Origin of the sequence: Actinomadura rupiterrae (assembly GCF_024172125.1) — a bacterium.
GTDB classification, from domain to species: Bacteria; Actinomycetota; Actinomycetes; order Streptosporangiales; family Streptosporangiaceae; genus Spirillospora; species Spirillospora rupiterrae.
Window position 1 is genome coordinate 519,498 of the sequence record NZ_JAMZEA010000001.1, and the last position, 24,333, is coordinate 543,830.

Genomic DNA, 24,333 nt, shown 5'->3' on the forward strand with positions numbered 1-24,333 from the left:
CCGCCGGTGACAATCCCGTCGGCCGTCAGGGATGTGATGAACGTCCTGCCCGGCAGGCCCAGGTCGTAACGAACGTGCCGCCTGGCAGGCCCGGGTCGTGACGAACGTCCTGCCCGGCAGGCCCGGGTCGTCCGTGCGTGTCCCCGCCGCGCATCCGGGTAGAGCGGTCAAAGGGGGCATTGTGAAGGTGGACGCGTCGGCGCGTCCGCTGGGAAGCGGGCACGCGGCCAGAGGACTGGGGCTTCGCGAGGCGGTGCGGCGGCACGGGCCGTTCGCGCTGCTGCTGCTCGCGGCCGCCCTGCCGCGCCTGGTCGCGATGGCCGGTTACCCGTCGATGCTCTGGTTCGGCGACTCCGGCACCTACCTGCGCAGCGCGCTGGACGCGGTGCCGTCCGCGCTGCGGCCCAGCGGCTACCCGGTGATGCTGTGGATGCTGCGTCCGCTGCACGACTTCGGCGCGGTCGCGTTCGTGCAGCACGTCTTCGGGCTGGCGGTCGGCGTCCTGCTGTACCTGGTCTCGTACAGGGCGGCCCGGGCCGCCTGGCCGGACCGGGACGTCCTGCCCGGCCTGCTCGGGTGCCTCGCGGCCGCTCTGCCGCTGCTGGACGCGTACCAGATCGAGCTGGAGCACCTTGTCCTGTCGGACACGCTGTTCGAGGTGCTGCTGGTGGGCGCGGTCGCCGCCCTGCTGTGGCGGGCCGGGCCGTCCTGGACGTCGGCGCTCGTCGCGGGGCTGCTCCTCGGTGCCGCCGCCGTGACGCGGACGGTCGGGATCCCGCTCATCGTGATCGCACTGCTGTTCCTGCTCGTCCGGCGGGCGGGATGGCGTCCGGTCGCGGCCCTGGCCGCCTCCTTCGTGATCCTGCTCGGCTCGTACGCCGCCTGGTACCGCGCCGAGAACGGGCGCTGGGGCCTCACCGGGACGAACGGCCTGTTCCTTTTCGGACGCGTCGCCGCGTTCGCCGACTGCGGCAAGATCCATCCGCCCGCCGACGAGCGCGTCTTCTGCCGTGACTGGAAGCACGACAGGCGCGGCATGGACCCCGCGTTCGCGGCCATGTGGGGCGCGCACGCGCCGTTCCGGACGTTCCGCGAGGGCATCACCGATCCCGACGGGAACGCGCGTGCGGGCGACTTCGCCAAGCGGGCCGTCCTCGCGCAGCCGCTCGACTACCTGCGGACGGTCCTGGTGGACACGGCCCGCGGTTTCGCCCCGCACCGGACCAACCGTCCGACCGCCGGAACCGTGGCCGAATACCGGTTCCCTGCGTACTACAAGCGGCCCGTCACGGCCGTCAAGGCGTCCGACCGGTACGGGGGTTCAACGGCGAAGCCGCGCGTGGTCGAACCGTATGCCAGGTGGATCCGCGCGTACCAGCATGTGGTGTTCGTGCGCGGGCCGATGCTCGCCCTGATCCTGCTCGTGGGCGCGGCCGGGGTCGTCCGGCGGTGGCGGGGCGCGGCGGTGCTCCCGCTGCTGACCGGGGTCGCCCTGATCGTCGTCCCGGCCGCGACCGCGGACTTCGACTACCGCTACCTGCTCCCGGCCGTCCCGATGCTGTGCCTGGCCGCCGTCCTCGGCTGGATCCCCGAAACCCGGCGCTGCCGGACCGCCGAGGGCGATTCCCGGCCAGAGCCCGGACCGCCCGGGCCAGGGCTGCCCGGGGCGTGAGAAATGCGATAGCGGCCGGGCGTGGTCAACACGCCGGCCGCTATCGGTCAATCGGTCACGGCAGGAACACGAAGCTCCTCGCCCATGAAGGCGCGCCTACGAGACCCGAGTGCGGGTTCATGTACGTGTGCTCACCATGGCAGCCCGGAAGCGAGAACAACTCGACGGTCGTGTCGGTGAAGTTCCGGAAGTCCCGGCCCGGGGTGACAAGGGTGAGGCACCGGCCGTCCGGAGGGTCAGAGAGAATCTGCCGCACGGACTGCTCGCTGTAGGAGAAGAACCCTACCGCCGCGGACGCTGATCCGGCTGCAGCCAGCACGGCGCCCGCCGCACAGCCGAGAGCGACCGCGCCCTTGAGCGCGAGTGCGGCCCTTCGATGGGAAGGCATGAAGTCCCCTTTCCGACCGGGCGGATCGGCATCCGCCCGCGATTCGTTATGGCTCGGGTGAATCCCGAACCATGACGTTTCTGATCCGAAATGACCCTGGACACGCTCCGCGGGACGCGATGTTTCGCCCACTGGTGGGTCAAGCGGGCGAAAACGACGAACCGCTGGCGGTCGGAGCCGCGCGGGTGGCAGGTGACGAGCGTCGTCCAACTGCCGTCTGTCCGCCGCCCGGGCCGCATCGGGTCAGGCGCGAGCACCCTGGGGTCGAACGGCGAGGTGACCCTCGTTTCGACAACCTTGTAGGTGTAGCGGTCACCCCCGGCGGCCAGGACCACCACGTCCCCCGCCCGCATCCGCTCCAGGTCCTTGAACGGGGCTGCGCCGGCCGTGCGGTGCCCGAGGTACACCCCGTTCCCCGGTCGACCGGGCTGCCCGGTCCCCGGGTAATGACCGACCCCCTGCCAGAGATCCGACTCGGAGACACCCTCGCGTACCGGGTCATCCAGTCCGAGCTTCGGAATGATCAGCTCGACGTGGTGACCGGCACGGGACGCACGGCGCTCTTGTGCGGTATGGGCGGGGGCGGCATGGACGGGCGCCGTCTGAACGGCGGCGACGATGCCGACCCATCCGAGGGCGCCGGCCGTCGCGCCGGCGAGAAGCCGTCGATAGTGCACTCACTCCTCCTTGCGGAAGCCGCCGGACAGGACCTCCGTCCCGAGGGGACGCCGAGGCGCTCGGCGGCTGGTGCCATGACTAGCGGTGGTGTGACAGGACTAGCGGTGGTGTGACAGGCGGGTGACATCACAAGTGACAGCGCACCGCCAGTGACCGGGGGTCCGAGGTGATCGGAGCCGGCAAGGCGGTGCGCTGTCACAGGACGAGGCGACCGGGCGCCCGCTCGGACGCCCGGCCGGCTCACTGCCCGATCGGAAGCTTGTGGCCCAGGACGTTGATCGGCAGGCCCTTCACCGGAAGGCCCGGCTTGGCATCGCCCACCGGCTCGCCCGGGTAGGCCGGGACCGGAACGCCGACGCCGCGGATCAGGTTCCGCAGCCCCTGCGCGACCGGCGGCATCTCCATGGCGTCCTTCGGAGTCGGGTCGGTGATGCGCTTGGCCGAGGTGACGACCCGCTTGGCCGAGGTGACGACCCGCTTGGCCGAGCGGACGACGCGCTTGGTCGGCGGAAGCTGGCCCGTCGGCGGGTTATCACCGGTCGGCGGGTACTGACCCCACGGCGGAGTGTCACCCGTGGGCGGGGCCGGAGGCGTGTGGTACCGGTGCCCGCCGACGAGGACGTTGTGCACGGTCGCAGAGCCGTGGCACTTGCCCTTGGCGTAGCCGAGCAGGGACGCGGCGTTGCCGCAGATGTTGATCGGGACGCTGATCGGGATGTATGCCTGGTTCCCGCCGAGAATGCTGAACTTGCCCGAGGTCGTCATCGCCCCGCTGGGATCCGGGTCCGAGTAGCTGGCCCGGTGGCCGGTGATGATGTTGTGGACGGTCGCGTAACCGTGGCAGTACGCCTTGGTGACCGCGCCGGCCGCGATCGAGTTGCCGCAGATGTTCAGCGGTGCCGAGATCGGCGCGTAAATCTGGTTGCCGCCGATGAGAGAGAACTTGCCGGACGTGCTCATGCCGGGACCGTGCTCGACGTTGGCGACGTGGGCGCCGCCGTGAGCCTTGGCCTTGGCAACGCCGAGCAGGGACAGGGCGTTACCGCTGAGGTTCACCGGAATCGAGACGGGTGCGTAGAGCTGGTTCCCGCCCAGCACGCTGAACTTACCGGTGGTGGTGTCGGCCAGAGCGGGGCCCGTGGGCAGTCCCGCTCCTACGGCCGTGAGGCCGGCCGCAACGAGCGCGGCACGACTCACGTTCTTGGCCCAATTGCGCATGTTGTGCTCCTTTGGAATGTCTGGCTGAACGTGTCGCCTCTGCCTCGCCGGGGGCGGGCCCGCCCCCAGGGCAATGGTCGATCATCGCCATCTCGTTTTTCGGTGGCTCGTGCGGTAGCGGACCCGGCCGTGTGCATGCACTTATGCGCGCGCTTTTCGAGGATCCTCAACGACGGAGTCCAGCGTTCGCACTTTCGTTCGTTCAGCGTCCGGGAATCGTAGCACCAGAGCTCGCCGTTCTTGCAGGAACAGCGTGCCATACGGAGTGTCAGACCATCCGGCAACGCGCCGTATGCCGAAAGGAACCAGTGCGCCTCGCATGCCGTGACTTCTCCCGATCCGGATCCGGTCCCGAGCAACAATTAGCAGCCCTCCAGGCGCAGCCAATCATCGTTGAAGACAAGCTGGTGCGGGCAACACGCGAAGTTCACTGGATGCCCGCTTGCCAGCGTCATCCGGGCGCCCGAGTTTGCCAAACGGCGAGAAATGGTCACGCCGAACGAAGAGAACTCCCCCTAATGGCAAGGACTTTGCAAAGCACGTTTGTCGCGAACGTTCCGAGGCGAGGTTGTGAGATGCGATGAGCGCGACGCCGTGGGCGCGGCTCGCGCCAGCGGCGACGCAACGACAGTGAAGTGAATTGGAGAACTCATGCGCAAGCGACTTGCCGCTGCGGCCCTCCTCGGGGGCGTGGGGTTCGTGACTCTCATGTCCACTCCGGCCATGGCGGACGACGACGATGACCCGCAGACCGTCCAGATCATCGGCATCCAGACCTGCCGCAGCATCGACGTTGCCGGCATCGGTGCAGCAATCCACAACATCCTGGGCCTCGAAGACGAGCACGGTGACTGCACCAACGGCTCGACCGTTCACTGATTCGCGCCTATTCGCTGTTCGGAGGCGCGGACGGGGCTGTGGGGCCCTGTCCGCGCCCTCGCCGCTCCGTCCCCGAAGGCCCATCGCTGGGAGTGAGGTGCCGTGACAACGGCGGAAACGCCCGGAGGCCCCGACCGGCCAGACGGACGCGACCAAGCCCGGACAGTCTGGTACCCGATCGGTGAGGGGGTTCTCGGTGGCCTCCTGCTCGCCCTATTGGCCCTCGCCGTCTGGTATCTCATCCCAGTCGGCCCCCCGACACCGACGGAACGCTGGCTGATGGTGATCGCCTCAGCCGCCGCAAGCGGGATCATCAACGGCGTCTGGCGACCGCGCCGCAGGCAAAGGTCGCACCAAGCGGCCTCTGAGAACGAATGACGTCCCCCTGACCACGAGCCGACTCCCCTCGCCATTCGAGTCGGACTAGCCGGACATTTCGGGTGACTGTGCCCGCGATTCGGCCGCTACGACCGTTTTCCGAAACACCACTCCCGCCTGAGCCAGGTCGCTTACGATGCGAAGGCACGTGCACAACCCACAGGGGGGGTGGGCGCCACGCGGAGCAGCGCCTTCTACATATTCACCGCCACCCGGAACGCTTCAGTGTGACCGGTCGGCAGTACAGAGCACCGAAAACGGACCGAGGCCGTCCCGTCTTTCCGCAGACGAGGAGCGCCGCTTCCCCCGGCCCCAGACCTCCACACGAGGTCGCGGTTTCAGCGTCGACACAAACGCCGTCTTCAACCGAGCGAACCCCGGACCCTGCCCATTCTGACCTCGGGCTGCCCGAAATCGGGCAGACGGGACACGCATGCCCTGTGAATGCCCGGCAGTGCCATCCGAGAAGGCAGGCGAACCAGCCGAGTTCGCGAGAACGACAGGGGGTCAGTCAGTTCCATGTCCTGGATATCCGACTGGGGATTTCGACGTCCTTCAGACCGGTCACCGGCGCCGCCTGAACGCGGAGGCTCGGGAGCCGCCCGGCTCCGTTCCTGGCTCCACCGCCCCGAGCCGCACGATGGTTTGGACTCGGCCCGTTCCAACACTGAACCGACAGCCGCTGCCGGTTCGCCGCTACCGCATGGGGGGACCGCCGGCCGGCGGTTCCTCTCCTCCAACGACGTTCGGCACCTCGAAGAACTGCAGGCCGTGATCCTGAAACTGTCCGGGCTCCGATGCAGCCTGCAGACGCCGGACGGGGCCCCCGCGTTCCTCATCATCTGCCGCGCGGAGGCCGCGAAGACCAGGCAGGTCGTATGGTGCGAACCGGCCGCCGCCGGAAGCCGCCCGGATGGCTCGTCCGTGTGCTGCTCGCCCGTGTCCTCCGACACCTCCTGCCGGTTCACCTGGAGCCTGGGGCCGATCGCCCCCGCGCACGAGTTGTTCGAAGCCGCGGTCGTCATCATCGACACCCTGGCGTCCCTCGAAGGCCAGCCGCACCGTTCCTGAGCGTCCGTTCCGCCCGGAACCCGCGAGACCGCGAGACCGCGACACGCCGACGACAGGCGCACCTAGCAGCGCGGATACAAATCCCTGGCCTCATCGCTACCAGCGGCGATGTTCGGGTGCGTCGGTCGCGATACAGGCCAGTATTCGGTGGATGGCGCGTGGTGGGCTCCGCCAACGAGTCCGCCGCTCGTACGCATACACCCACCTGTCATTCGACTTCTCGCGGAGGACGAGTGAGCTCGCTGGAGCCCTTTTGCCCAGACTGTGGTGCCGAGATCGGACGGCCGCACGGAGAAGGCTGCGCGATCGCGTGTTGTCTCTACGACGGCGGGCGACGGCTCAACTGCGAGTGTCGCCAGCGGACGGACCTGGACCTCGACCACGCGTGCGGCCAGGACGACTGGACAGGCCAGTGGCCCGGCGAGGCCGAGGCGGAGGAGTTCGGCTGGTGGGTGTTCTGGGACGGTCCTGGCCCGGAGCAAGGCTGGGACCACTGCGGCCAGGGCTGGGTCCGGGTGACTGCGGGCACGCCCGGAGCCATTCCGGACCTCGACCGCCTCCGGACGGACGCCGAATGGGACCGCAAGGCGCTCCGTTGGGTGAAGCGCTGACCCCCGAACCCCTAGACCGATCGGGAGGTTGACGTCTCCTGCGCCCCGTTCACGGGGCGACGTCGGCAGCACTGCCCGCCGCAGAGGACGAGTCGGACCGGTCAGGCATCCCGGGCGAGGCATTCGGGATAGGAGTGAAGTAGCGGCTCACACCTTCGGCCTTGGCTATCCGCCGGGCCGCCTTACCCGCCGCGACACGCAGGCTCTGCCGCACGAGCGTCGACATCGGCGCCAGGTCGTCCGTCGCGAGCCAGGCCAGCTCGCACTCGTGCAGCGCGGCGAACCCATGCGATGGAGTCCGCGCCATGAGTGGCAGGTAGCGGTTCTCGACGAGGAGCTTCCGTCCGAACACCGGCTGGGCCGGCGGCACCGGACGGCCGGAGCCGAGCAGGTGCGTCACGCGGATGAGGTCAGTGCCCTGCCGGTCGGTGAACAGACGGAACTGCGCACCGAGCCGGGGGTTGTAGTCAAGCAGGCTGTAGGCGTCGTTCTGTTGGTCGTAGCGGAAGTCGAGGTCGGCGGGCCCGGTGTAGCGGAGGCGTTTCACGAGGGTGAGGACATGCCGTTCCAAGCGGGTGTTGGGGAGCCACTCCCCGACGACGGTCGCCCCGGTCTTACGCGGATAGGCGAGCCGCTTCCTCCCGACACCGCCGAAGACCAGGTTCGACTCGTGGTCGAAATAGCCTTGGAAGAACCAGTCATGCCGGGTATCGCCAATAATCTTCTGGAAGATGACAGGACCGGCCGCACGGTATCCGGGCGCCGAGGAAAGGAACAGCATCGTGGCGACCTCCCGATGATTCGCCACCATGCGGGTGCTAGGGGCCCCCGGGGGAAGCATCCAGGGCCGGGACCACTTGGCGATCAGCGGAAATCCGAGCGCACCCAATTCCGCCTTCGTCATCTCGGGAGCGCTCACAACCAGACTGGGGGGAACGGGGATGCCTTCATCAAGGCAGGTCGCGAGCAGTTGGGACTTGTCCGCGACATCACCGGGACTCCGGCTCATTTCCGGCATATGGAAATAACTCTCCAGGGCCGGCCGCCGCTCGGCCGCGAACAGGGCGGCAGCATCGTCCATCGGTATCAGAAGCGCAGGGCTGTCGATCCTCTCGGCGACCCGGGCAAGGTGGCGGAGCAGGGCGAGGGCGTCCGCGGGACACGGCCCCAGCGCGTGTGAACCTCGAAGGTAGCGCGACCGGCTCGCGGGATTGGCCCGCCCTTCCAGCAGGGCGTGTACCTCGATTCCGGCGCGTCCCAGCGACCGGACGGCGGCCAGCGTGCCATGGTGCAGCGGGTAGTGGTTGGTTCGGAACAGAAGTACCGGGAGATTGGTATCCAATTCGGCCACGGATCCGCCGGCGCGGAACATGGGTCGATTTGCCGCTTCTGCCAAGATTCACCCTACTTTGAGGCTGGTAAAGAACTTCCATTTCGGCGAGACCTGCGGTTCGCCACGCAAAGGCGGCGGGCATATTCTATGAATGAAACTCCCCCCTGGGCGCGCAGGTACTCGGCGTTTCATTCCACCAAGGCCCGGACCATCGAGAACATGGGGCGCGATCTCACTCGCGGCAGTCGCCGTTTTCCTCATCCTTGGTGTCGGCTTGTCTTTCCGGGGGACCGCACCCTCGGCCGTTCAGGAGCCGGAGCACTCGGTTCCGCTCGGCGCGTTCCTGGGTTCGGACAGCGAAGGCGTCCAGCGCATCCCGGCGTTCCAGCAGTGGCTCGGTTCGCCGGTCGACGTCGGCCACACCTACCTGCCCGGGGTCAGCTGGAGCGACATCGAGGGCGCGCCCGAGGTGTTGTGGCCCTGGCTGACCTGGAAGCGCGCGAACCCGGAGAAGTTGTTCGTCCTGAACGTCCCGATGCTGCCGCGCAATGAGGCTCGGCTGAGCGACCGCTCGGTGGCAAAGCAGCTGGCGGCGGGCGCGAGGGGCGACTACGACCGGCATTTCCGCGCCCTCGCCGCCAAGCTCACGAGCGGGGGCGCGGGCGACGCCATCCTTGCCCCCGGCTGGGAGATGAACGGGAACACCTACACCAGCCGGTGCTTCCCCAACCCGGACGCGTGGCGGGCCTACTGGCGGCGGATCGTCACGGCGATGCGCGCCGTGCCGGGTGCCCGCTTCCGCTTCGACTTCACCACCAGCCGCGGCCTCGACGCCATCCCCTGGACGCGCTGCTACCCCGGCGACGACGTCGTCGACATCATCGGCACCGACAGCTACGACCAGCCTGCAGGCGCCGACTTCGACCACTTCGTCACCGAGCCCTACGGGCTGGCCGACCAGGCGAATTTCGGCGCCGCGCACGGCAAGCCGCTGTCGTTCCCCGAATGGGGACTGTTCCGCAACTCCGACGACCCCGACTTCGTGAAGGGGATGCACCACTGGATCACGACCCATCGGGTGGTCTACCAGACGATCACCGACTATTGCCCGCACGGTGTCTGGCGCTGCGGGCAGAACCCGCGCTCCTCCGCGACCTTCCGTAAGCTGTTCGGCCCCAGCGCGTCGCCGACCCCGACCACGCCTCCCCCAACGACGCCGCCCCCCACGACGCCTCCACCCACCACCCTTCCGCCGACGACGCCTCCACCGCCCCAGCCCACCCCCACGCCGCCGGTCACTTCAACGCCTCCCTCGACGGTCCCACCGCTGCCGCCGACGCTCCCCACGCCGCCGTCCACCGCCACGGCCCCACCGCCGGCAGCCGTGCCGCCAATGGCGACACCCCCTCCAGCGACCGCGAGCCCGCCGACGGCCACGAAGCAGCCGGTGGTCACGAGCTCGTCCACGAGTTCGTCCGCTCTCGTGCAGGTACCTCCAACCCCGCCCACGCCTCCAGCGGGACCGACCACGCAGTCAACGGCATCACCCAAGCCGGGCCCAACGGATCCGCCCACCCCCGATCCGGTGCCGGCGCCCCTTCCGGCTCCGAGACCCACCGCGCCAGCGCCCGTTACGCAGTGCCACAGCAGTCCGCCGATGACGGCCCAGCCGAGCCTCGTCCCGCCGCCCATGCCGACCACTCCCCCTTGGCCGACCGCCGCACCACCGACCGCCGGAGCGCCTGCGGTGGCGACGCCACCTGCGGGTGCACCGCCTGCGATCGCCGCTCCACCCAACTCTGAACCGAACGCAGCCGCTGTTCCGACCAAGTCGCCGGTCGCGCCGGCCCCTGTTGTGCCCACACCGTCTCCGACAGCGCTCGCACCTCCGGTGCCGCCAGGCGAGCTCGAGCTCAGAGCACCGGTCAGGATCGTCTCGCCGCCGAAACCGATTGTGTCCGCGGCGAGTAGCGGACCCTCGAACCGGCTGATGCGCCGCTGCTAGGTGACCGGAACGGGACTGTCCAGTGCCGGGGCGCCGACGGTCCCCATCGCGACGGCCAGCGTCAGCGCGCAGAGCTGCCGGTGGGTTTCGGCCACGTCGAACTCCTGGGCGCGGACACGGGCCGCCTGAGCCTCGGACGCGGCGAGCCCCGGACCCCGTAGGCGCAGCATGAGCGCCCGGGCCAGGTCCGCCGAGTCCCCGCTCGACACCAGCGCGCCGACCTCGGACGTGACGACCTCGATCAATCCCGGTATCCGCGACGCGACCACACTACGTCCGACCGCGAGTGCCTCCAGCGCGACCAGCGGAAGGCCCTCCCACCGGGAAGGAATGGCCACCACGTCCGCCGCCGCGAGCCAGTCACGCGGATCTGCGACCTCGGGAACGAAGCGCACTCGCTGCCCACCCCGATGACGCAGTTCCTCCAACATGTCGCCGGAACCGACGAGGGCGAGTTCGGCGTCGGGGCAGGATGCCGCCACCCGATCCCACGCGTCCAGCAGGAGGTCTTGTCCCTTCTGGCGCGTGACGCGTCCCACGCACACGACCAGTCGCACATCGGCCGACAGGCTCAGCCGCTCCCGCGCCAGGCGGCGTTCCTGCTCGTCGGCGGGCAGGAACCGGCTGAGATCGACCCCGTTGCGGATCGTCCACAGCCTGTCCCGAATCCCCTTCGCGACACCCTGCAGGCGTTCTCCCTCACCTACGCAGACGATCGCATCGGTCCCGCGCGCGGCCCAGCGCTCCCAGCGCGTGCTCGCGCGCGCGAGTGCGCCCCCGCTGGTCAGCCACGACCACCCGTGCGGCTGGAACAGGACGGGGCGCCCCCCGGCCACTCCGGGCAGCCGTCCAGCCAGCCCCGCCTTCGACGAATGCAGGTGGATCACGTCCGGCCCCAGGGCGCTGATGATGCGCCGCAGCTCACGAGCCTCGTCCAACGTGCTCATCCCCGGTGCGCGCCCCGCCTGCCACGGCAGGACCGGGACGCCATGCTCAGGCGCCTCCTGCGGGAGCACCCCGTCCGGGGGGCACGCCACAACGACCCGCCAGCCGCGGTCCCGCTGCGCAGCGAGGGCCTGCACGAGATATCCCGCGACGCCGCCCGTCGTCGGCTGCGCGACATGCAGCACCCGCAATGGCCGATCCTGCAAGCCGGACTCGGCCGAAGGTCCTGCGGTAAGACGATCATCAATCATGCGCGCTCCACATCCGTCGGTCGAAGCAGCCTTGGCCCCACGCCGGGCGCGCCAGGCTCCTTCCGCCCGGCCGGGGCGGTGTCCTCGGTCCCCGCATCGGGCTTGCCGGGCTCAGACGCTGCAGCGGTCGTGTCCCTCGTCCCGGGCGTGGCTGGCTCGGAGCGAGCAGAGGGTGCAGCGGGCTCGGGTCGGGCGGGTTGGGTGGTGGGCTCGGGTTGGCGGGCCGGGGCAGGTGCCGCAGGCGGGGCGGAGCCGGTGGCTCGGGCGCGCCAGCTGCGGGCGCTGTGGACCAGGCGAGCCAGACGGCCGCGGCCGGTCACGCAGGCCAGGTAGCTCGCTGCCAGGGCGGACCGGCACAGCACGACGCGCTCGTTCTGGACCAGCGTCGGCTGCCACTTGAGCTTGTAGTCCTCCTGGCCGCGTAGCAGGCTCAGCGATTGCCTGCCGAGGCCGCTGGCCAGCCGCAGGTCGTTGCTGAGCAGCATCAACGACACGTCCATGGCGTTCCGCAGATCTGGCTCCGCACCGTACAGGTAGGCCCCGACCCAGTCGGCGCCGACGACGACCAGGTCGCTTGCCACGACCCGGTCGTCGCGCCGGTACTCGGTGAGGACCGCCCGCCCGGACGGGATCATCGAGGCCGCCGCATCGGCGAGCATCGCGGCGAAGCGCGGCTGGAGGTGCTCGGTATTGATGCCGCGTCCCTGCCACTGCCGCTCGTGCAGATGAAGCATCTCGCCGATCGCGCGCTCCGACTCGGTGGCGGCGACCTGCCGGATCTCCAGTCCCAGCGCCTCGATCTTCCGGAGGCGCGCGCGGACCTTGCCCGCCGTCCGGCGCGGGAACCGGGCGGCGAATTCGCCGGGTGCGCAGGCCGGAAGTTGCAAGCACACCGAGGACGGTTCGCGGCGGCGCAGCCGCGTCCACCGCTCGGCTAGCAGTCCGACCGCGCCGTTCGGCATCACCTCAGGAAAGTCCAGGACGCTCCAGCCCGGCTCGGCCAGCAGCGCCCCGGCGAGTCGGTCGGCGGCGATGGCCGCGTGCTCGCGGTCGATCAGCACGTCGGTGTGGTCGCTCTGCGCGGCGGCCAGCGGCATGAGGACACGATGCCCGTACTGCCGGCAGAGCGTCAGCGGCGCCAGCGCGACCAGTCGGCCGTCGCGCCGGACCGTGACCAGGCGCAGCCGTCCGGGCCTGCCGTAGTGGCGCCACCAGGCGATGTTCCAGTCCAGCGACTGGAAGGGGGTGGCACCGCTGCGCTCGTAGAGTTCGTTCCAGTCCGCGTGCAGGGCGTCCCATGCGGTGTCGTCGTGGTGGATCTGCACGTGCCAGCGCGCCTCGTCCACCCGGTGAGGGGACGGGTAGGGGCTCACTGCTCGGCCTCCGTGGTGGCCTGCTCGGCGTGGTCCCGGCGCACCGGGAATCGGAAGCCGGTGACATCCCGGCGACGGCCGCGCGGGCCGGGCTGAGGCCACCGCAGCCCGGCGAGGGCGGCAAGCGCCGCGAGCAGCCCGCCGGCCGCCGCGCCGACCGCGATGTCGAGACCGGGACTCGGCGAGCTCGCGGCCGTCGGGACAAGCGCGTTGCTCATCAGGACGACCCGGACCCCGGTGTCGCCCTGATGGACGCTGCCATAGCGCACCAGCCCGGCGGCGGCGGCGTTGGCCAGGTCGGCGGCCTGGCGCGGCTTGCCTGCCGAGGCGATCAGCCGGATCAGCGGCGTGTCCGGGGACGTGGACGTGCGGACGCGGCGGGCAGCCGACGCAACCGAGGATCCCCACGGCGGGGCCGGCGCCCAGGTCAGCGTCTCGGGCAGGTTCGCGAGTCGGCCATATGCCTGTGCGTAGTTCACCGCCTCGGGGGCGCTGCCGGATTTGTCCGGCGTGATGAGTACGTGCGCGGACGCCTCGTAGGTGGGTGGCGTGATCGTCCCGTAGGCCGCGCCGGCGACCGCACCGAGTGTGATCATCAGCATCGGGAGCGCGGCGTCGCGCATCGCGCCGCGCGGGCGGGCAGGAACCGGCGGGGGCCCGGCGGTGGTGTCGGGGCGGTTCCCATCCGCTTGGGCTTTGACCGTGGTCATGGGTGTGCCTCCTCGCACGTCGTCATGAGGCCGGACTGGCCGCCCTGGTAGAGCGCGACCAGGCGGGTGACAAGGCCGTCGACCGCGTAGGCCCGCGCGGCGGCGGCGCAGGAACGCGGCGATACGGGCCGGTCCCCGAGCGCGGCGAGCGCGGTCGTGTAGGCCGCGGCGGTGCCGGGCACGCGTTGGATCGGCGGGTCACCGGGAGCGGGACATCCGGCCAGGTCGTCGAGCGCCGGACAGGTCGTGTAGAGAGTGGGGAGCCCGTTCGCCAGCGCCTCCAACACGCTGAGCCCGAAGGTCTCCTGCGCGGAGGGCGAGGCGAACACGTCCATGGCTGACAGACACGCACCGATGTCCTCGCGCGCGCCCGCGAAGACGACGCGGCCGCTCGCGGGCGAGGCCGAGGCCGTCGCCTGCAGGTGGGACGCGTCTGGCCCATCGCCGACGATCAGCAGCCGCGCTCCGGGCAGTGCGGCGATGGCCTCGATCAGCACGTCCACCTGTTTGGTGGGCACGAGGCGTCCGACCGTGCCGACCACGAAGTCCCCGGGCCCGAGGCCGAACTCGCCCCGGACCTGTTCGCGGGCCTCGGGGCTGAACGCGAACACAGCGGGGTCCAGGCCATTCGGGATGGTCACCAGTTTCCGCGCCGGGACGCCCCAGTCGCGCAGCCGCCGCTCGACCGTGGGCGACACGGCGATCGTGGCGGTCCCGAGGCGCTCGCACGCGCGGTAGGTGATCCGGACGGGCCAGGTCGTGCTCCGGCCCTCCATGTGGTTCTCGCCCAGTGAGTGCTCGGTCGCGATGATGCGCCGCACCCCGGCCAGGCGGGCGGCGACCCGGCCGTACAGGCAGGCGCGGTACAGGTGGGTGTGGACGGCGTCGTACCGGCCGCGCCGGATCAGCGCCACCAGCCTCGGCAGGACCGTCAGGTCCCGGTTGTGCGCCATGTTCAGGTCGTGCACCGGGACGCCGATTGCGCGCAGCTCACCGGCCAGCAGGGGCGGCCCGGTCAGCACCGCCACCTCGCACTGTACGGGGAGGTACCGCGCAAGCTGGACCAGCTGATGTTCAGCGCCGCCCAGGCCCAGCCCGGTGATGACGTGCAGGACCCGGGTCATGGGAGGTTCCTCTGACGGATCCGGTGCCGGACGAACTTGGCCCGCATCCGCAGCCCGTTGTCGCGCTCGCCGATGTAGGTACGGGCGAGCGCATGCCGGTCGACGCCCGACGTCCAGATCGCGCAGCCGTAGTCGTAGCCCCCCGCCCGGACGGCCCTGACCTCCCGTGGGGTGACATGGCCGTAGGGGTAGGCGTAGCCCCGGACGGGCCGCTGCAGGAGGTCCTCCAGCAAGCTCCGGCTCTCCGTAAGCTGCCAGACGAGCTCGTCGTAGGCCAGCTGCGGAAGCGCCAGGTGCTGGACGCCGTGGGAGGCGATCTCCACGCCCGAGGCGGCCACGGCCCGCAGCTGATCGGCGGTCATCAGAGGCTTGCGCGGGCCGTCGTCCCAGGAGTTGCTGCCGCCGATCTCCCCGGCCACCACGAAGACCGTGGCGGTGAAGCCCATCTGGGTCAGCACCGGGAGGACCTGCCAGACGAAGTCGGCGTAACCGTCGTCGAAGGTCAGGCCGACCATCCGCCGGTGCCGTCCGGCGGCCTTGGCGGCGAGCAGCTCGCTGACCGCGACCCCGCGCAGCCCCCGCGACTCCAGCCAGCGCATCTGGCTCAGGAACCGGGCCGGAGTGACGGTGACCAGGTGCGGATCCTCGCGGTACTCCTCCACCGAGTGGTACATCAGCACCGGCGGCATCCGGCCTTGACGCTCGCTGGGCGGCTCGTCCGCGGGGGAGATGGACGGCTCCGCGCCGCCGATCAGCCGCGATGGGCCGAACTCCGCCGGCCTCTTGTCCACAGAGCCCGCCCAAAGGCCCGGCCACGCCGTGCCGTACGGCTGAGCCATACCTGTCCACACGATGCCCATCAGCCGTTCCCCCTTCGCATGGCCGGCACTGGTTCGGCGGACGAAGCCGAGCCGACCTCTTCGACCCCGTCCGTTCCGGTGCGTGTGGCATGGCGTCCCATCGCTCGGACACACAGGTTCCTGACACGCAGGCCGCCGGTCACGGCGCTCAGCAGGACCAGTGCCGCCGCCATGACCACCAGCAGCACCGCGCCGCCAACAGCGAGCCGGGCGATCGGGGCCTGCTGCCCGGCCAGCAGCCGCGTGGCCTGGGCTGCGGCGGCACCGGCGGCGAGCGCGCACCCGCCGCCGACCAGGAGGCGCCGCCCCAGCAGCCCGAACCGAATGCGCGCGACCTTCTGCCGCACCGTGAACAGATGCAGGGCGGCGGCGACGCTGATGCCGATCGCGTTGCCCGCAGCCAGAGCCGTGGCGCCGTGGCTCGCGCTGAACAGGTCGGCGACGGCGAAGGTCACCGAAAGGCCGACAAGCATCGCCAGCGGTGTCCGCCAGCTGGGGCGGCGTCCCGCAGACAGCGCGCGAACGCTTACTCCCAGAGCGCACTGGGCGAGCAGACCGAGCGAGTAGACCCGGAGGATGGCGGCCGTGCTCATCGCGTCGGCATGGGAGAACTCGCCGTGCTGGAACATCACCTGCGTGATGAGCGGGGCGAACGTCCACAGGTAGGTGATGGCGACGATGATCAGCAGGGCGACGACCGTGAGGTCGCCCTCGATCTGCTGCCGGAGCCGTGCGCCGTCGTCGTCCAGGTGCGCGCGCACGAGCCGGGGGAAGGTGACGGTTGCGATGAGCAGCGCCAGCACCATCGGCACCTGCGCGACCTTCTGCGCGTAGTTGAGGTGGGAGATGGTCCCCCCGGGCAGGCTCGAGCCGAAGAACCGCTCGACCAGCACCTGCGCCTGCCGGATGAGTGTGAACGTCACGATCGGAGCGGCGGCGGCGATCTGCAGTTGCCGAGCCGAAACCCGCCTGTCCTTGGCGCGAGGCCTGGGCCGCGGGCGCTTGACCGAGGGCTTCGCGGCCTCGGGCCGTTCAAGCGAAGTCTCGGCAGGGCCGCCACTCGACTCGCGCTCCACCCGCAGCACCCGGATGAACGCCGGAAGTTGGACCAGAACCATGAGGAGGCTGCCGCAGGCGACACCCAGCGCGGCGCTGGTGATCCCCCACGCGTGCGCGAGCGTGACCAGCATCGTCAAGATGCCGACGTTGTAGGCGAGGTATATCGCGGCAGGCGGTCCGAAGCGGCCGTGCGGTCGCAGGATCGCGCTGATGAGTCCGGCGACGCCGAACGTCAGGACGGTCACCGCGGTGAGCCGCAGGCAGGTGACCGCCGATGCCTGGTGGACGCCGGGCGCCGCGATCCGCACCAGCCACGGGGCCAGCAGCATCACCATCACCGACATGGCCGACAGCACCAGGACCAGGCGCGGCACGACCCGGCGGACCAGCCGCGACACCCCCTGCGGCCGCAGCATCGCTCGGGTGACGGCCGGCACCATGATCAGTGCCATGGCGTCCTCGATGAGCAGCGGCGAGACGGTCTCGGGGACCGTCCAGGACACCAGGAACGCGTCGGTACTGGGCCCGGCGCCGAAGTGGTGCGCCAGCAGCAGGTCCCGGACGAACCCCGCCCCGGTGCCCGCGCACACCAGCACCGCCGACAGCCCCGCGGCCCGCCCGATCGCGAGGGCCTCCGCCTTCGCCTCGGCGATGGGGACCTCAGTGGCGGTCACCACGCGTTCCCCAGAACCTCATGGCGGCTCGCGACGGGGTAGGTGTGCCGTGCTGCCAGGCCGAGGACGATCCCGATCAGAACAGTGGTGGGCCCGCCCATGTCGGAATAGAGGAAGTTGACGGCCGTCGCGGCGGTGACACCGAGGCAGAGCAGCCAGTGGCCGTCGGCCGGCCTCGCCCTCCGCCACAGCCCGACCAGCAGCCCGCCGAGCGCCAGTATGGACGCGCCCGCGCCGAGCAGGCCCTGCTCAGCCAGCATCAGGAGGTACTGGTTGTGCGGTGAGAGCAGCGGCTCTCGGACGAACCCGGTGACCGAGTCGTCGGTGTCGCTTGCCCCAGACAGCTGCGGCGGCGCGTATGCATCGCGGAAGGCTGGGAAGTTCTTAAGGCCTACGCCAGCGACCGGATGGTCCTGCCACATGCCTTCGGCGGTGCTCCACAACGCGTAGCGGTCACCGACCGAGCGGTCCGGGTCATGGACGGAGTGGAGGATCGACTGGGTGCGTTCGGCGACCATCCCCGAACCGATCCCGAACCCACCAACGACGATCGTGAACACCGCGGCCGTGCAGAGCCCGAGCTTCAACGCCAGCTTCGCATCGAACCGAAGCAGCACGACCGCGGCACCGACCGATGCCGCGATCCAGCTTCCCCGACTCAGCGAGCACACCAGGGCGACGCTCAGCACCACCGCGACGACGAGCAGCCCGGCCCGCCGCCACCCGCGCTTCGTGGTGAGGGCGAGTGAGAGGGCCGCAACCAGCGCGATGCCGCAGACGGTCGCCATCGCCATGACGTCCAGCGCCCCGAAGGTTCCCACCGCACGCACGAGTTCCCCGGCATAGGACGCGCCGTTGTGCGTGACAGTCTGCCAAATACCGAACACCGCCTCGCCGGTGCCGAGCGCCAGGACCGACGCGACGACGACCGCGACGTCCCGCCGGTCGCGCAGGGAGACCAGCACCGCGAGCGGCACCAGCACCAGGACCTGCGTCTCCCGCACCCATCCGACCAGGCTCGTGGCCGGGTCGGCTGAGCAGATCATCGAGACCGCCGACGCGCCGACCAGGCCCGCGAGGAGCAGCGTGACACCGACGTGTATCCGAGCGCGCCCGAAGCCGCGTCCGCAGTCGCGTCGCCACAGTGCCGCTGCGATCGCAATCAGCACCAGGCTGACCACGTCGCCGGGCGAGGCATGCGTGCCGGTGCCGACCGAGTCGCCCCCCATGGGGACGGCCACGCTCAGCACGGTCGCCGCGACCAGCCAGGAAGGCCGCGGGCGCGGGAGTCCCTTTGACCCGAGGAGTGCGTCCCGTCGCAGGAGCCTGCTGTGTCGCAGATGGTCGCTTCGTCGAGGGAGGCAGGGGTCCGGCCCAGAGGACCGGTCGAAGCGCTCCGATCCGCGGTCTTCCAACGGCGTCGTCCATGCACCGGTCACGCCGTGCCGAGGCGGCGCAGCGCCGGGGTTCTCCTCGGTGCGGGCCAGCGGATTCATCGACCGGTCACCGGCCTTCTCGCACGATCACCGACCGGACGGTCATCAGCAGGATCCGCAGGTCCGCCGCGAACGACCAGTGATCGATGTAGTAGTTGTCATAGCGCACCCGGTCCTCGATCGAGGTGTCCCCGCGGAGCCCGTTGACCTGCGCCCAGCCGGTCATCCCGACCGGCATGCGGTGGCGCAGCCGGTAGTTGGGGACCGACGCACCGAACGTGGCGACGAAGTGCGGGCGCTCGGGCCGGGGCCCGACAAGGCTCATGTCGCCACGGATGACGTTCCACAGTTGCGGCAGCTCGTCCAGGGAGGACTTGCGCAGGAACCGGCCGACCGGGCCGACCAGGCGCTGGTGGTCCACCGACCAGCTGGTGTCACCGTGGTGCTCGGTGCTCGGGCGGACCGTCCGGAACTTCACCAGCGTGAACTCCCGGCCGAGGCGTCCGATCCGGCGCTGTCGAAAAAGGACGCCAGGCCCGCCCTCGAGCCGCACCGCGACAGCGCAGGTCAGCATCAGCCAGCCCAGGGCCATCACCAGCGCCGACGCCACGGCCAAGTCGAACAACCGCTTGGCGCGGTGGGCGAGGGTGATCTGCGTGGCGTCCAGGATCCGGACGACCGGGACCCCGGCCAGGAACTCGCGGCCGCGCGCCCCAGCGGGTACCACGCCTGGCGTGCTCACGACCGCCCAGACCTCGCCGGCGTACCGGGCGGCCGCGCGCGCGGCGGCGTCCACCCGCACCGGGTGGGCGCCCTCGCAGAGCACGAGGACGACGCGGATCCGGGTGCGCCGGAGCGCCTGGGTGAGCTCCGGCCAGTCCTCGGCCGCGTCCGTCCGAGGGGTGGGCTCGTCCAGCTCGTGCGGGTCCAGTCGGGCGGTGATGGTCAGGCCCAGCTCAGCATGGCGATCAAGGTGCGCGGCGAGGCGGTCGGCGACCTCGCCCGTTCCGATGACGGCTGTGGCCCTGCGCCGCTCGGGCCTGGCTCGGAACCGCCGCGCCGCCTCGAACACCGGGATGCGTCCGGCCAGAACGAGCAGCAAGGCCGCGAGAACGAACGCCGCCACCTGGACGGTCGCGAGTTGCAGCGGCGCGCCTTCGGGCGCCAGCAGGATGCGGTTGACGGCCAGGTCCGCCAGCAGCAGGTGCGTCATGCTCGGAGCGACCTCGTCGACCAGGCTCAGGCTGCGGCGAAGCCGGTACCTGCCCGTCACGGCCTGCATCGTCGCAAGCGCCGTCCCGGTGAGGACGGCCCGGGCCGGGGAGTCACCCAGGAAGAGCGCCACTCCGCTGGCGACGCTGAAGTCGAGGAGCGCCAGCGAAAACCGGTACCCGGCCGCCGGCAGGCGCCGCAGGAGATGGCGTCCGAAGACGCGTTGGCTCGCCGTCCGCCCGGTCCGCGATCCGGGTGCGCGGTCCTGGAAGACCGGCGGGAAGGTCGTGGTCTCCTCGGCCGTGCCGAGGCCCGCAAACCCCTGAGCTCCCAAATCGACGTCCTTTCCGGGAACAGAACAGCGAGGCTCTGCGAGCTGGCCGCATGTGTCGCGGACACTCAGACGACGTGGAGGACGCAGGCCGATCCCCAGACCGAAGTCGGACCGGGCAGCATTCCCGTGGACTTCCCCGCCGGGGTTCGCGCGTGAGCGGTATCGACCGTTCGTAATACGAACAGGTGGTCAGCGAAGGATCCACGGACGCGGTTCGGGGGCTGCGAGCCAGACACACCGTCTTGCCACCTCTTCGGTATCGGCCCTGACGAGACGATCCCGGTCGGCACGGGCGGCTCCCAGCTCGAGACGCCCGTCCCTCCGGAGGTTCTTTTCGCTCGGGTTCGCGGTCTGATGGCGAGCATCACACGCCCTAACGGAGGGCGCATGCACCGCCACAGCTCTTTGACAAACAGCGTGGGGACGATGGAGAAGCGTTGACCGTCCCCTTCGAGAAACGGTGGAGACGGCGCCCCGGCACACGAGAGATCCACAGCCCCGGAGGGCCGGGAAAATAACGGCTGGGTGGCGATACCAGCGGGACGCGGGGCGCGCAGGGAATCCCTTCGGTAAAAGCGAACGGTCGGGGGCGAGTCGAAACTCGCCCCCGACCCGGAAAGGCTGCGTCAGTTGACCATGGAGCCGTTGGCGCAGTCGCCCGACTCGTTGTCGAGACCGAGGATGTTGTGGATGGCCGCGCCGATGACGGCGACGTCGATCGAGCGGCAGGTCTGAACGCCGATGATCTGGTTGTTCTGCGGGCCGTCGTCGTCGTAGTTCGCCATCGCCGGAGACGCGCTCAGCAGCACGCCGCCCGAAGTGAGGGCCAGCAGGCCCGTCGCCACCAGTCGCTTCATATCGAAGCCCCTTCTGTGCACAGTAGGAGAATGTCGAACACGCCGTGCTCTCGCGAGCGCGACACCTCAATACTCAACATGGAGCGCGCCCCGAATTCCAGTCCAGGCCAGGGGGTTAGCACGTTGATCACCAAAGTTTGACACCCCTGTGGCCTGGCACCGCAATGCAAATCCACAATTCCCCCCTAAACGCCCGTCGATCGAAGGGCGACACCCCACCTCCGGTCGACCGATACCCGTCGGGACCTGTGCTGCACCGTGCGCCATCCCACGAACTTTCCTAACCTTGGCAGGAAGCGGGCCTTGTCATGTCATATGTCGGGAATTCCTGTCAGGTCGGAAGCGCGTCGCATACGCGACGGCTCGATCACGAAGGAGCACGACACATGGGAGCGACAGTTCGACGCGGTATCGCTCTGGCGATCACCGGAATTGGCCTCGGCGGCGCGGCACTGCTGGCGTCCGGCGCGGCCGAGGCGGCGACGCCCAGCACGGCCCCGGCAACCGGGGCCGCGGCCTCGGGACCGGTCTGCCGCTACGTCGTAGACGCCGAGCACGGCCTGCACGTCCGCCAGATCCCGAACGGGAAGATCCTCGGCATCCTGCCGGACGGCAAGATCGTGTTCGCCAAGAAGTGCAACAACCCCCGCGGCTGGGTGAAGCTCCGCGGCGGGGTCAAGCCGTCGTGGCTACTCAAGTACGTGTACCGCCCCTACCTCCACCGACACTAGTCGGGCATCCCGGCACTCCGCCCGGTGAGTTCCGGGACCAGCAGGGCGGCGGGGCGAGGCCTTGGCTTCCGTCCCCGCCGCCCACCTCACCCACCGCACAGGGAGTTGATTTCACGTGTTCGCGCTACGCGCCCCAGGGAGGCTAGCCACCGCGATCGGCATCTGTGCGATCGCCTCCTTGTCGACGGCGATCCCCGACGCGGACGCCCGCACACCTTGTATCCGGGAGTCCCGGCATCTCCAAGTCAGCAGCCTCCGCAACAAGGTGACGCTCGAGTGCCCACCGCACGGGACGTTGACCGCCACTGACGGCATCACCCGAGTCCACGTCCCCAGAAACGGGCTCTCGGTGACGGCCTACACCACATCCGCGGACGGCTCGGGCCAACTCACCGTTGCTCGAAGCGCCGACGGCCGCCACGTGGTCATCAGCGACACCGCCCCCTCCGATCCCATGCCCCTGCATGGCGACATCGACAACCCCTGCACCGATGGCACCTTCGCGACCCGGGCAGCCTGGCCCAAGGGATCAACCATCCGGCTCCGGCAGTTCGACAGCGCCAGACCCACGGCCCTCGACTGGGCCATCCCCGAAGGCCTCCGTCGAGCCACACACGCCGTGACCGACTGCGACAAGGGCGGCGCATACTCGCCCCCGCCGGACATCAACACCACCGTCATCGGCCACACAGCCAAGGCGCCGGGCTTCGAGGCCGACGGCACCTGCGGTGACCCTGACGGCGTGAACACGATCGGCTTCATGAGCCTCCCGAGTGCGCCCTCCCGCTTCCTGGCAGTGACCTGCATCTGGCGCGAGAACCACCGCATCGTCGAAGGCGACATCGCCCTGCGCTCCGACCGGGTGGCCTGGTGGATGTCCCAGACCCCCACGGGCACCCCCGCCGTCCCTTGCCCGCCCGCCCACTACGACGCCGTCTCCGTGGCCACCCATGAGTCTCTGCACTTCCTGGGCCTCGCTCACGTCCAGGGCGGCCACAGAGGCCTCTCCGTGACCCCGGACATCCCTGCCTGCAGCACCGACCCGTCCACCCTTGGCCTGGGCGACTACCGAGGTCTGATCCATCTCTACGGGCCGACCTCATCAACCTAGATCGTCCCGGCTTGCCGCTCCCGGAGCCCCCCGCATTCGGGGCGCTGGGCCCACGGTGCGGTCGTGCTGGGCCGTTTCAAGGACGTCAGGACATCTAGACGCCGGAACTGATGGTCATCGTGTCGACCTCGATCGGCGAACGTTTCCCCATCCCGGAAACCGGCGGTGATCTGCCGGACGAAGACTGCGTGGCATGACCATTCTCGAGAGCTTCACCATCGGTTAGGGATCACACCACTCATGGGCCCGCCTGACGACCTGGCCGCTGCCCGGCAAGGCCGGCTGGACGCCTCTCCCCTGCCAACGTCCTGGCCCGGCCCCAGTGGGCCGATCTTCCCGGCCGTCGCCGCGCAGTGCCTGACCAGGTCCTTGACCGACCGCTGGGGCGCTGTTCGCCCCATCCTCGAAGGCACCAGAATCTCACTGGTCGAGCATCCCAAGTGAGCATCTGGGCGTGACCCCGGGTGTTCTCCTGGAGCCGCGCTCCGGAACCTGCCTCCGCCACCCACATCGACCTTCAGGAAGCCACCGAACACAGCATCGCCACGCTGGAACAAGCCAACCGTCCAGCGCGGGGAGGACCAACAACCCGCCTCAGAGGGGCCCGACCGGCAATGAGCGGCCCGGCCCCCACGGGGCGCAGACGTCCTCCCACTGCCTCTTCCGATCCCCGCCGGAGACCACATGTCAGACATCGCTGCCAGAATCCGCGCACGCATCGTCCAAAGCGTGCACGCCGCCGAGGTCACAACGATGCGCGCCGACCACCTCGCGATCACGCGGGCAGCACAGCACCTCGCCGCACACGGGCTCTTGGATGAGCCGTCAGCGGAGTTCCTGCGAGACGCCCCACAATTGGTGATCGCTCTGACCGCCGCTCTCAACGCCGTCCTCGACATCCACCAGGGCACCAGCTCCCTGGACGGGGCGAGCGGCGGGTGCGGCCAGTGCGACACCAACGGCGCCCTCCCCTGCCGCACGGTGCTGCGGCTCGCCAACGTGTTCACACTCCACCGGATGCGGCAACTGCCTTGCGTGGACGCCGCCGATGCATGGCGGCGCGCGCAGGCGCGATGCCACCCGGTCCAGAGTGGGGAGGTGGCATCGCTGGTGTACGACCTCCAGGACGCGTTCGCCGTACGGAACCTGGTAATCGCAGCTCCCCCGCCTCCGTCACGCGTCGCCACCGACACTGAACGAGTGCTCCTGGTGGACAAGGAAACCGGGCGAAGCATGATCTGGCCGCTCATGGCCTGGGGAACGCTGGACGCCGCGTACACCAGGTACAAGCGCGACTCGACAATCCCCCCGACAACGAACGACACACCCCAACCCGCGCTTAAGGCGGTCCCAACCTCGAAACGACCTCGGGCTCGAATCACCGTTTGGTTCAGGAGACTCACCAGACGTGCCAGATGACGAC

21 protein-coding genes are annotated in these 24,333 nt (G+C 70.0%); 8 read left to right on the top strand and 13 right to left on the bottom strand.

The window, feature by feature from the left end; translation table 11 throughout:
- Positions 1-181 precede the first annotated feature (181 nt).
- Positions 182-1,672 (top strand): hypothetical protein, encoded by a 1,491-nt coding sequence (locus FHU30_RS02390; RefSeq protein ID WP_253870892.1) that lies wholly within the window; start codon positions 182-184, stop codon positions 1,670-1,672.
- Between the two features lie 55 nt (positions 1,673-1,727).
- Here the strand turns inward: FHU30_RS02390 and FHU30_RS02395 are convergent, their stop codons facing one another.
- The 3 genes from FHU30_RS02395 to FHU30_RS02400 all read right to left on the bottom strand — a co-directional run bounded on the left by FHU30_RS02395 (position 1,728) and on the right by FHU30_RS02400 (position 3,956).
- Positions 1,728-2,060, bottom strand: a complete 333-nt coding sequence (locus FHU30_RS02395) for a hypothetical protein (protein WP_253870894.1) — start codon at positions 2,058-2,060, stop codon at positions 1,728-1,730.
- Positions 1,955-2,737 (bottom strand): class E sortase, encoded by a 783-nt coding sequence (locus FHU30_RS47560; protein ID WP_372503835.1) that lies wholly within the window; start codon positions 2,735-2,737, stop codon positions 1,955-1,957. The genes FHU30_RS02395 and FHU30_RS47560 overlap by 106 nt, the downstream gene beginning before the upstream one ends.
- A gap of 241 nt (positions 2,738-2,978) precedes the next feature.
- Entirely contained in the window at positions 2,979-3,956 is a 978-nt protein-coding gene (locus FHU30_RS02400; protein ID WP_253870896.1) for a chaplin family protein, read from the bottom strand.
- Between the two features lie 651 nt (positions 3,957-4,607).
- On the opposite strand from FHU30_RS02400, the gene FHU30_RS02405 reads away from it, so the two are divergent.
- From FHU30_RS02405 to FHU30_RS02415, 3 genes are all read left to right on the top strand, one after another.
- Entirely contained in the window at positions 4,608-4,835 is a 228-nt protein-coding gene (locus FHU30_RS02405; RefSeq protein WP_253870898.1) for a hypothetical protein, read from the top strand.
- A 1,149-nt stretch (positions 4,836-5,984) separates the two neighbouring features.
- Positions 5,985-6,284: a hypothetical protein gene (locus FHU30_RS02410; protein WP_253870899.1), complete on the top strand. Its 300-nt coding sequence runs from the start codon at positions 5,985-5,987 to the stop codon at positions 6,282-6,284.
- A gap of 233 nt (positions 6,285-6,517) precedes the next feature.
- Positions 6,518-6,895: a hypothetical protein gene (locus tag FHU30_RS02415; protein WP_253870901.1), complete on the top strand. Its 378-nt coding sequence runs from the start codon at positions 6,518-6,520 to the stop codon at positions 6,893-6,895.
- 49 nt (positions 6,896-6,944) lie between these two features.
- Here FHU30_RS02415 and FHU30_RS02420 read toward each other — a convergent pair whose 3' ends face one another.
- Positions 6,945-8,267: a carboxylate--amine ligase gene (locus FHU30_RS02420; RefSeq protein WP_253870903.1), complete on the bottom strand. Its 1,323-nt coding sequence runs from the start codon at positions 8,265-8,267 to the stop codon at positions 6,945-6,947.
- 235 nt (positions 8,268-8,502) lie between these two features.
- Between FHU30_RS02420 and FHU30_RS02425 the strand changes: the two genes are divergently transcribed.
- The gene (locus FHU30_RS02425) at positions 8,503-10,233 is read left to right on the top strand and encodes a glycoside hydrolase family 26 protein (protein WP_253871929.1); all 1,731 of its coding nucleotides are present in this window, start codon (positions 8,503-8,505) and stop codon (positions 10,231-10,233) included.
- Here the strand turns inward: FHU30_RS02425 and FHU30_RS02430 are convergent.
- The 9 genes from FHU30_RS02430 to FHU30_RS02470 form a co-directional block, all read right to left on the bottom strand.
- Positions 10,230-11,363 (bottom strand): glycosyltransferase, encoded by a 1,134-nt coding sequence (locus tag FHU30_RS02430; protein WP_253871867.1) that lies wholly within the window; start codon positions 11,361-11,363, stop codon positions 10,230-10,232. The genes FHU30_RS02425 and FHU30_RS02430 overlap by 4 nt on opposite strands.
- Before the next feature lie 62 nt (positions 11,364-11,425).
- On the bottom strand, positions 11,426-12,802 hold the full coding sequence (locus FHU30_RS02435) for a GNAT family N-acetyltransferase (protein ID WP_253870912.1): 1,377 nt from the start codon (positions 12,800-12,802) through the stop codon (positions 11,426-11,428).
- Complete coding sequence (locus FHU30_RS02440) at positions 12,799-13,512, bottom strand: YveK family protein (protein ID WP_253870914.1); 714 nt, start codon at positions 13,510-13,512, stop codon at positions 12,799-12,801. The genes FHU30_RS02435 and FHU30_RS02440 overlap by 4 nt, the downstream gene beginning before the upstream one ends.
- Positions 13,509-14,636, bottom strand: coding sequence for a glycosyltransferase (locus FHU30_RS02445; RefSeq protein WP_253870916.1), 1,128 nt, complete (start codon positions 14,634-14,636; stop codon positions 13,509-13,511). The genes FHU30_RS02440 and FHU30_RS02445 overlap by 4 nt, the downstream gene beginning before the upstream one ends.
- Positions 14,633-15,427 carry a polysaccharide deacetylase family protein gene (locus FHU30_RS02450; protein WP_253870918.1) on the bottom strand — a complete coding sequence of 265 codons (795 nt, stop codon included), beginning with the start codon at positions 15,425-15,427 and terminating at the stop codon, positions 14,633-14,635. Before FHU30_RS02450 ends, FHU30_RS02445 begins: the two co-directional genes overlap by 4 nt.
- Positions 15,428-15,495: 68 nt before the next feature.
- Positions 15,496-17,229, bottom strand: coding sequence for a murein biosynthesis integral membrane protein MurJ (gene murJ / locus FHU30_RS02455; RefSeq protein ID WP_253870927.1), 1,734 nt, complete (start codon positions 17,227-17,229; stop codon positions 15,496-15,498).
- On the bottom strand, positions 17,226-18,470 hold the full coding sequence (locus FHU30_RS02460) for an O-antigen ligase family protein (protein ID WP_253870929.1): 1,245 nt from the start codon (positions 18,468-18,470) through the stop codon (positions 17,226-17,228). The genes murJ and FHU30_RS02460 overlap by 4 nt, the downstream gene beginning before the upstream one ends.
- Before the next feature lie 262 nt (positions 18,471-18,732).
- On the bottom strand, positions 18,733-20,211 hold the full coding sequence (locus FHU30_RS02465; protein ID WP_253870939.1) for an exopolysaccharide biosynthesis polyprenyl glycosylphosphotransferase: 1,479 nt from the start codon (positions 20,209-20,211) through the stop codon (positions 18,733-18,735).
- Positions 20,212-20,837: 626 nt separating this feature from the next.
- Positions 20,838-21,068, bottom strand: a complete 231-nt coding sequence (locus tag FHU30_RS02470) for a hypothetical protein (protein WP_253870942.1) — start codon at positions 21,066-21,068, stop codon at positions 20,838-20,840.
- A gap of 386 nt (positions 21,069-21,454) precedes the next feature.
- Between FHU30_RS02470 and FHU30_RS02475 the strand changes: the two genes are divergently transcribed.
- The 3 genes from FHU30_RS02475 to FHU30_RS02485 all read left to right on the top strand — a co-directional run bounded on the left by FHU30_RS02475 (position 21,455) and on the right by FHU30_RS02485 (position 24,329).
- Positions 21,455-21,799, top strand: coding sequence for a hypothetical protein (locus tag FHU30_RS02475; protein ID WP_253870944.1), 345 nt, complete (start codon positions 21,455-21,457; stop codon positions 21,797-21,799).
- A 178-nt stretch (positions 21,800-21,977) separates the two neighbouring features.
- Positions 21,978-22,910, top strand: a complete 933-nt coding sequence (locus tag FHU30_RS02480; protein WP_253870946.1) for a hypothetical protein — start codon at positions 21,978-21,980, stop codon at positions 22,908-22,910.
- A 684-nt stretch (positions 22,911-23,594) separates the two neighbouring features.
- Positions 23,595-24,329: an SUKH-4 family immunity protein gene (locus FHU30_RS02485; RefSeq protein ID WP_253870948.1), complete on the top strand. Its 735-nt coding sequence runs from the start codon at positions 23,595-23,597 to the stop codon at positions 24,327-24,329.
- Positions 24,330-24,333: the final 4 nt, after the last annotated feature.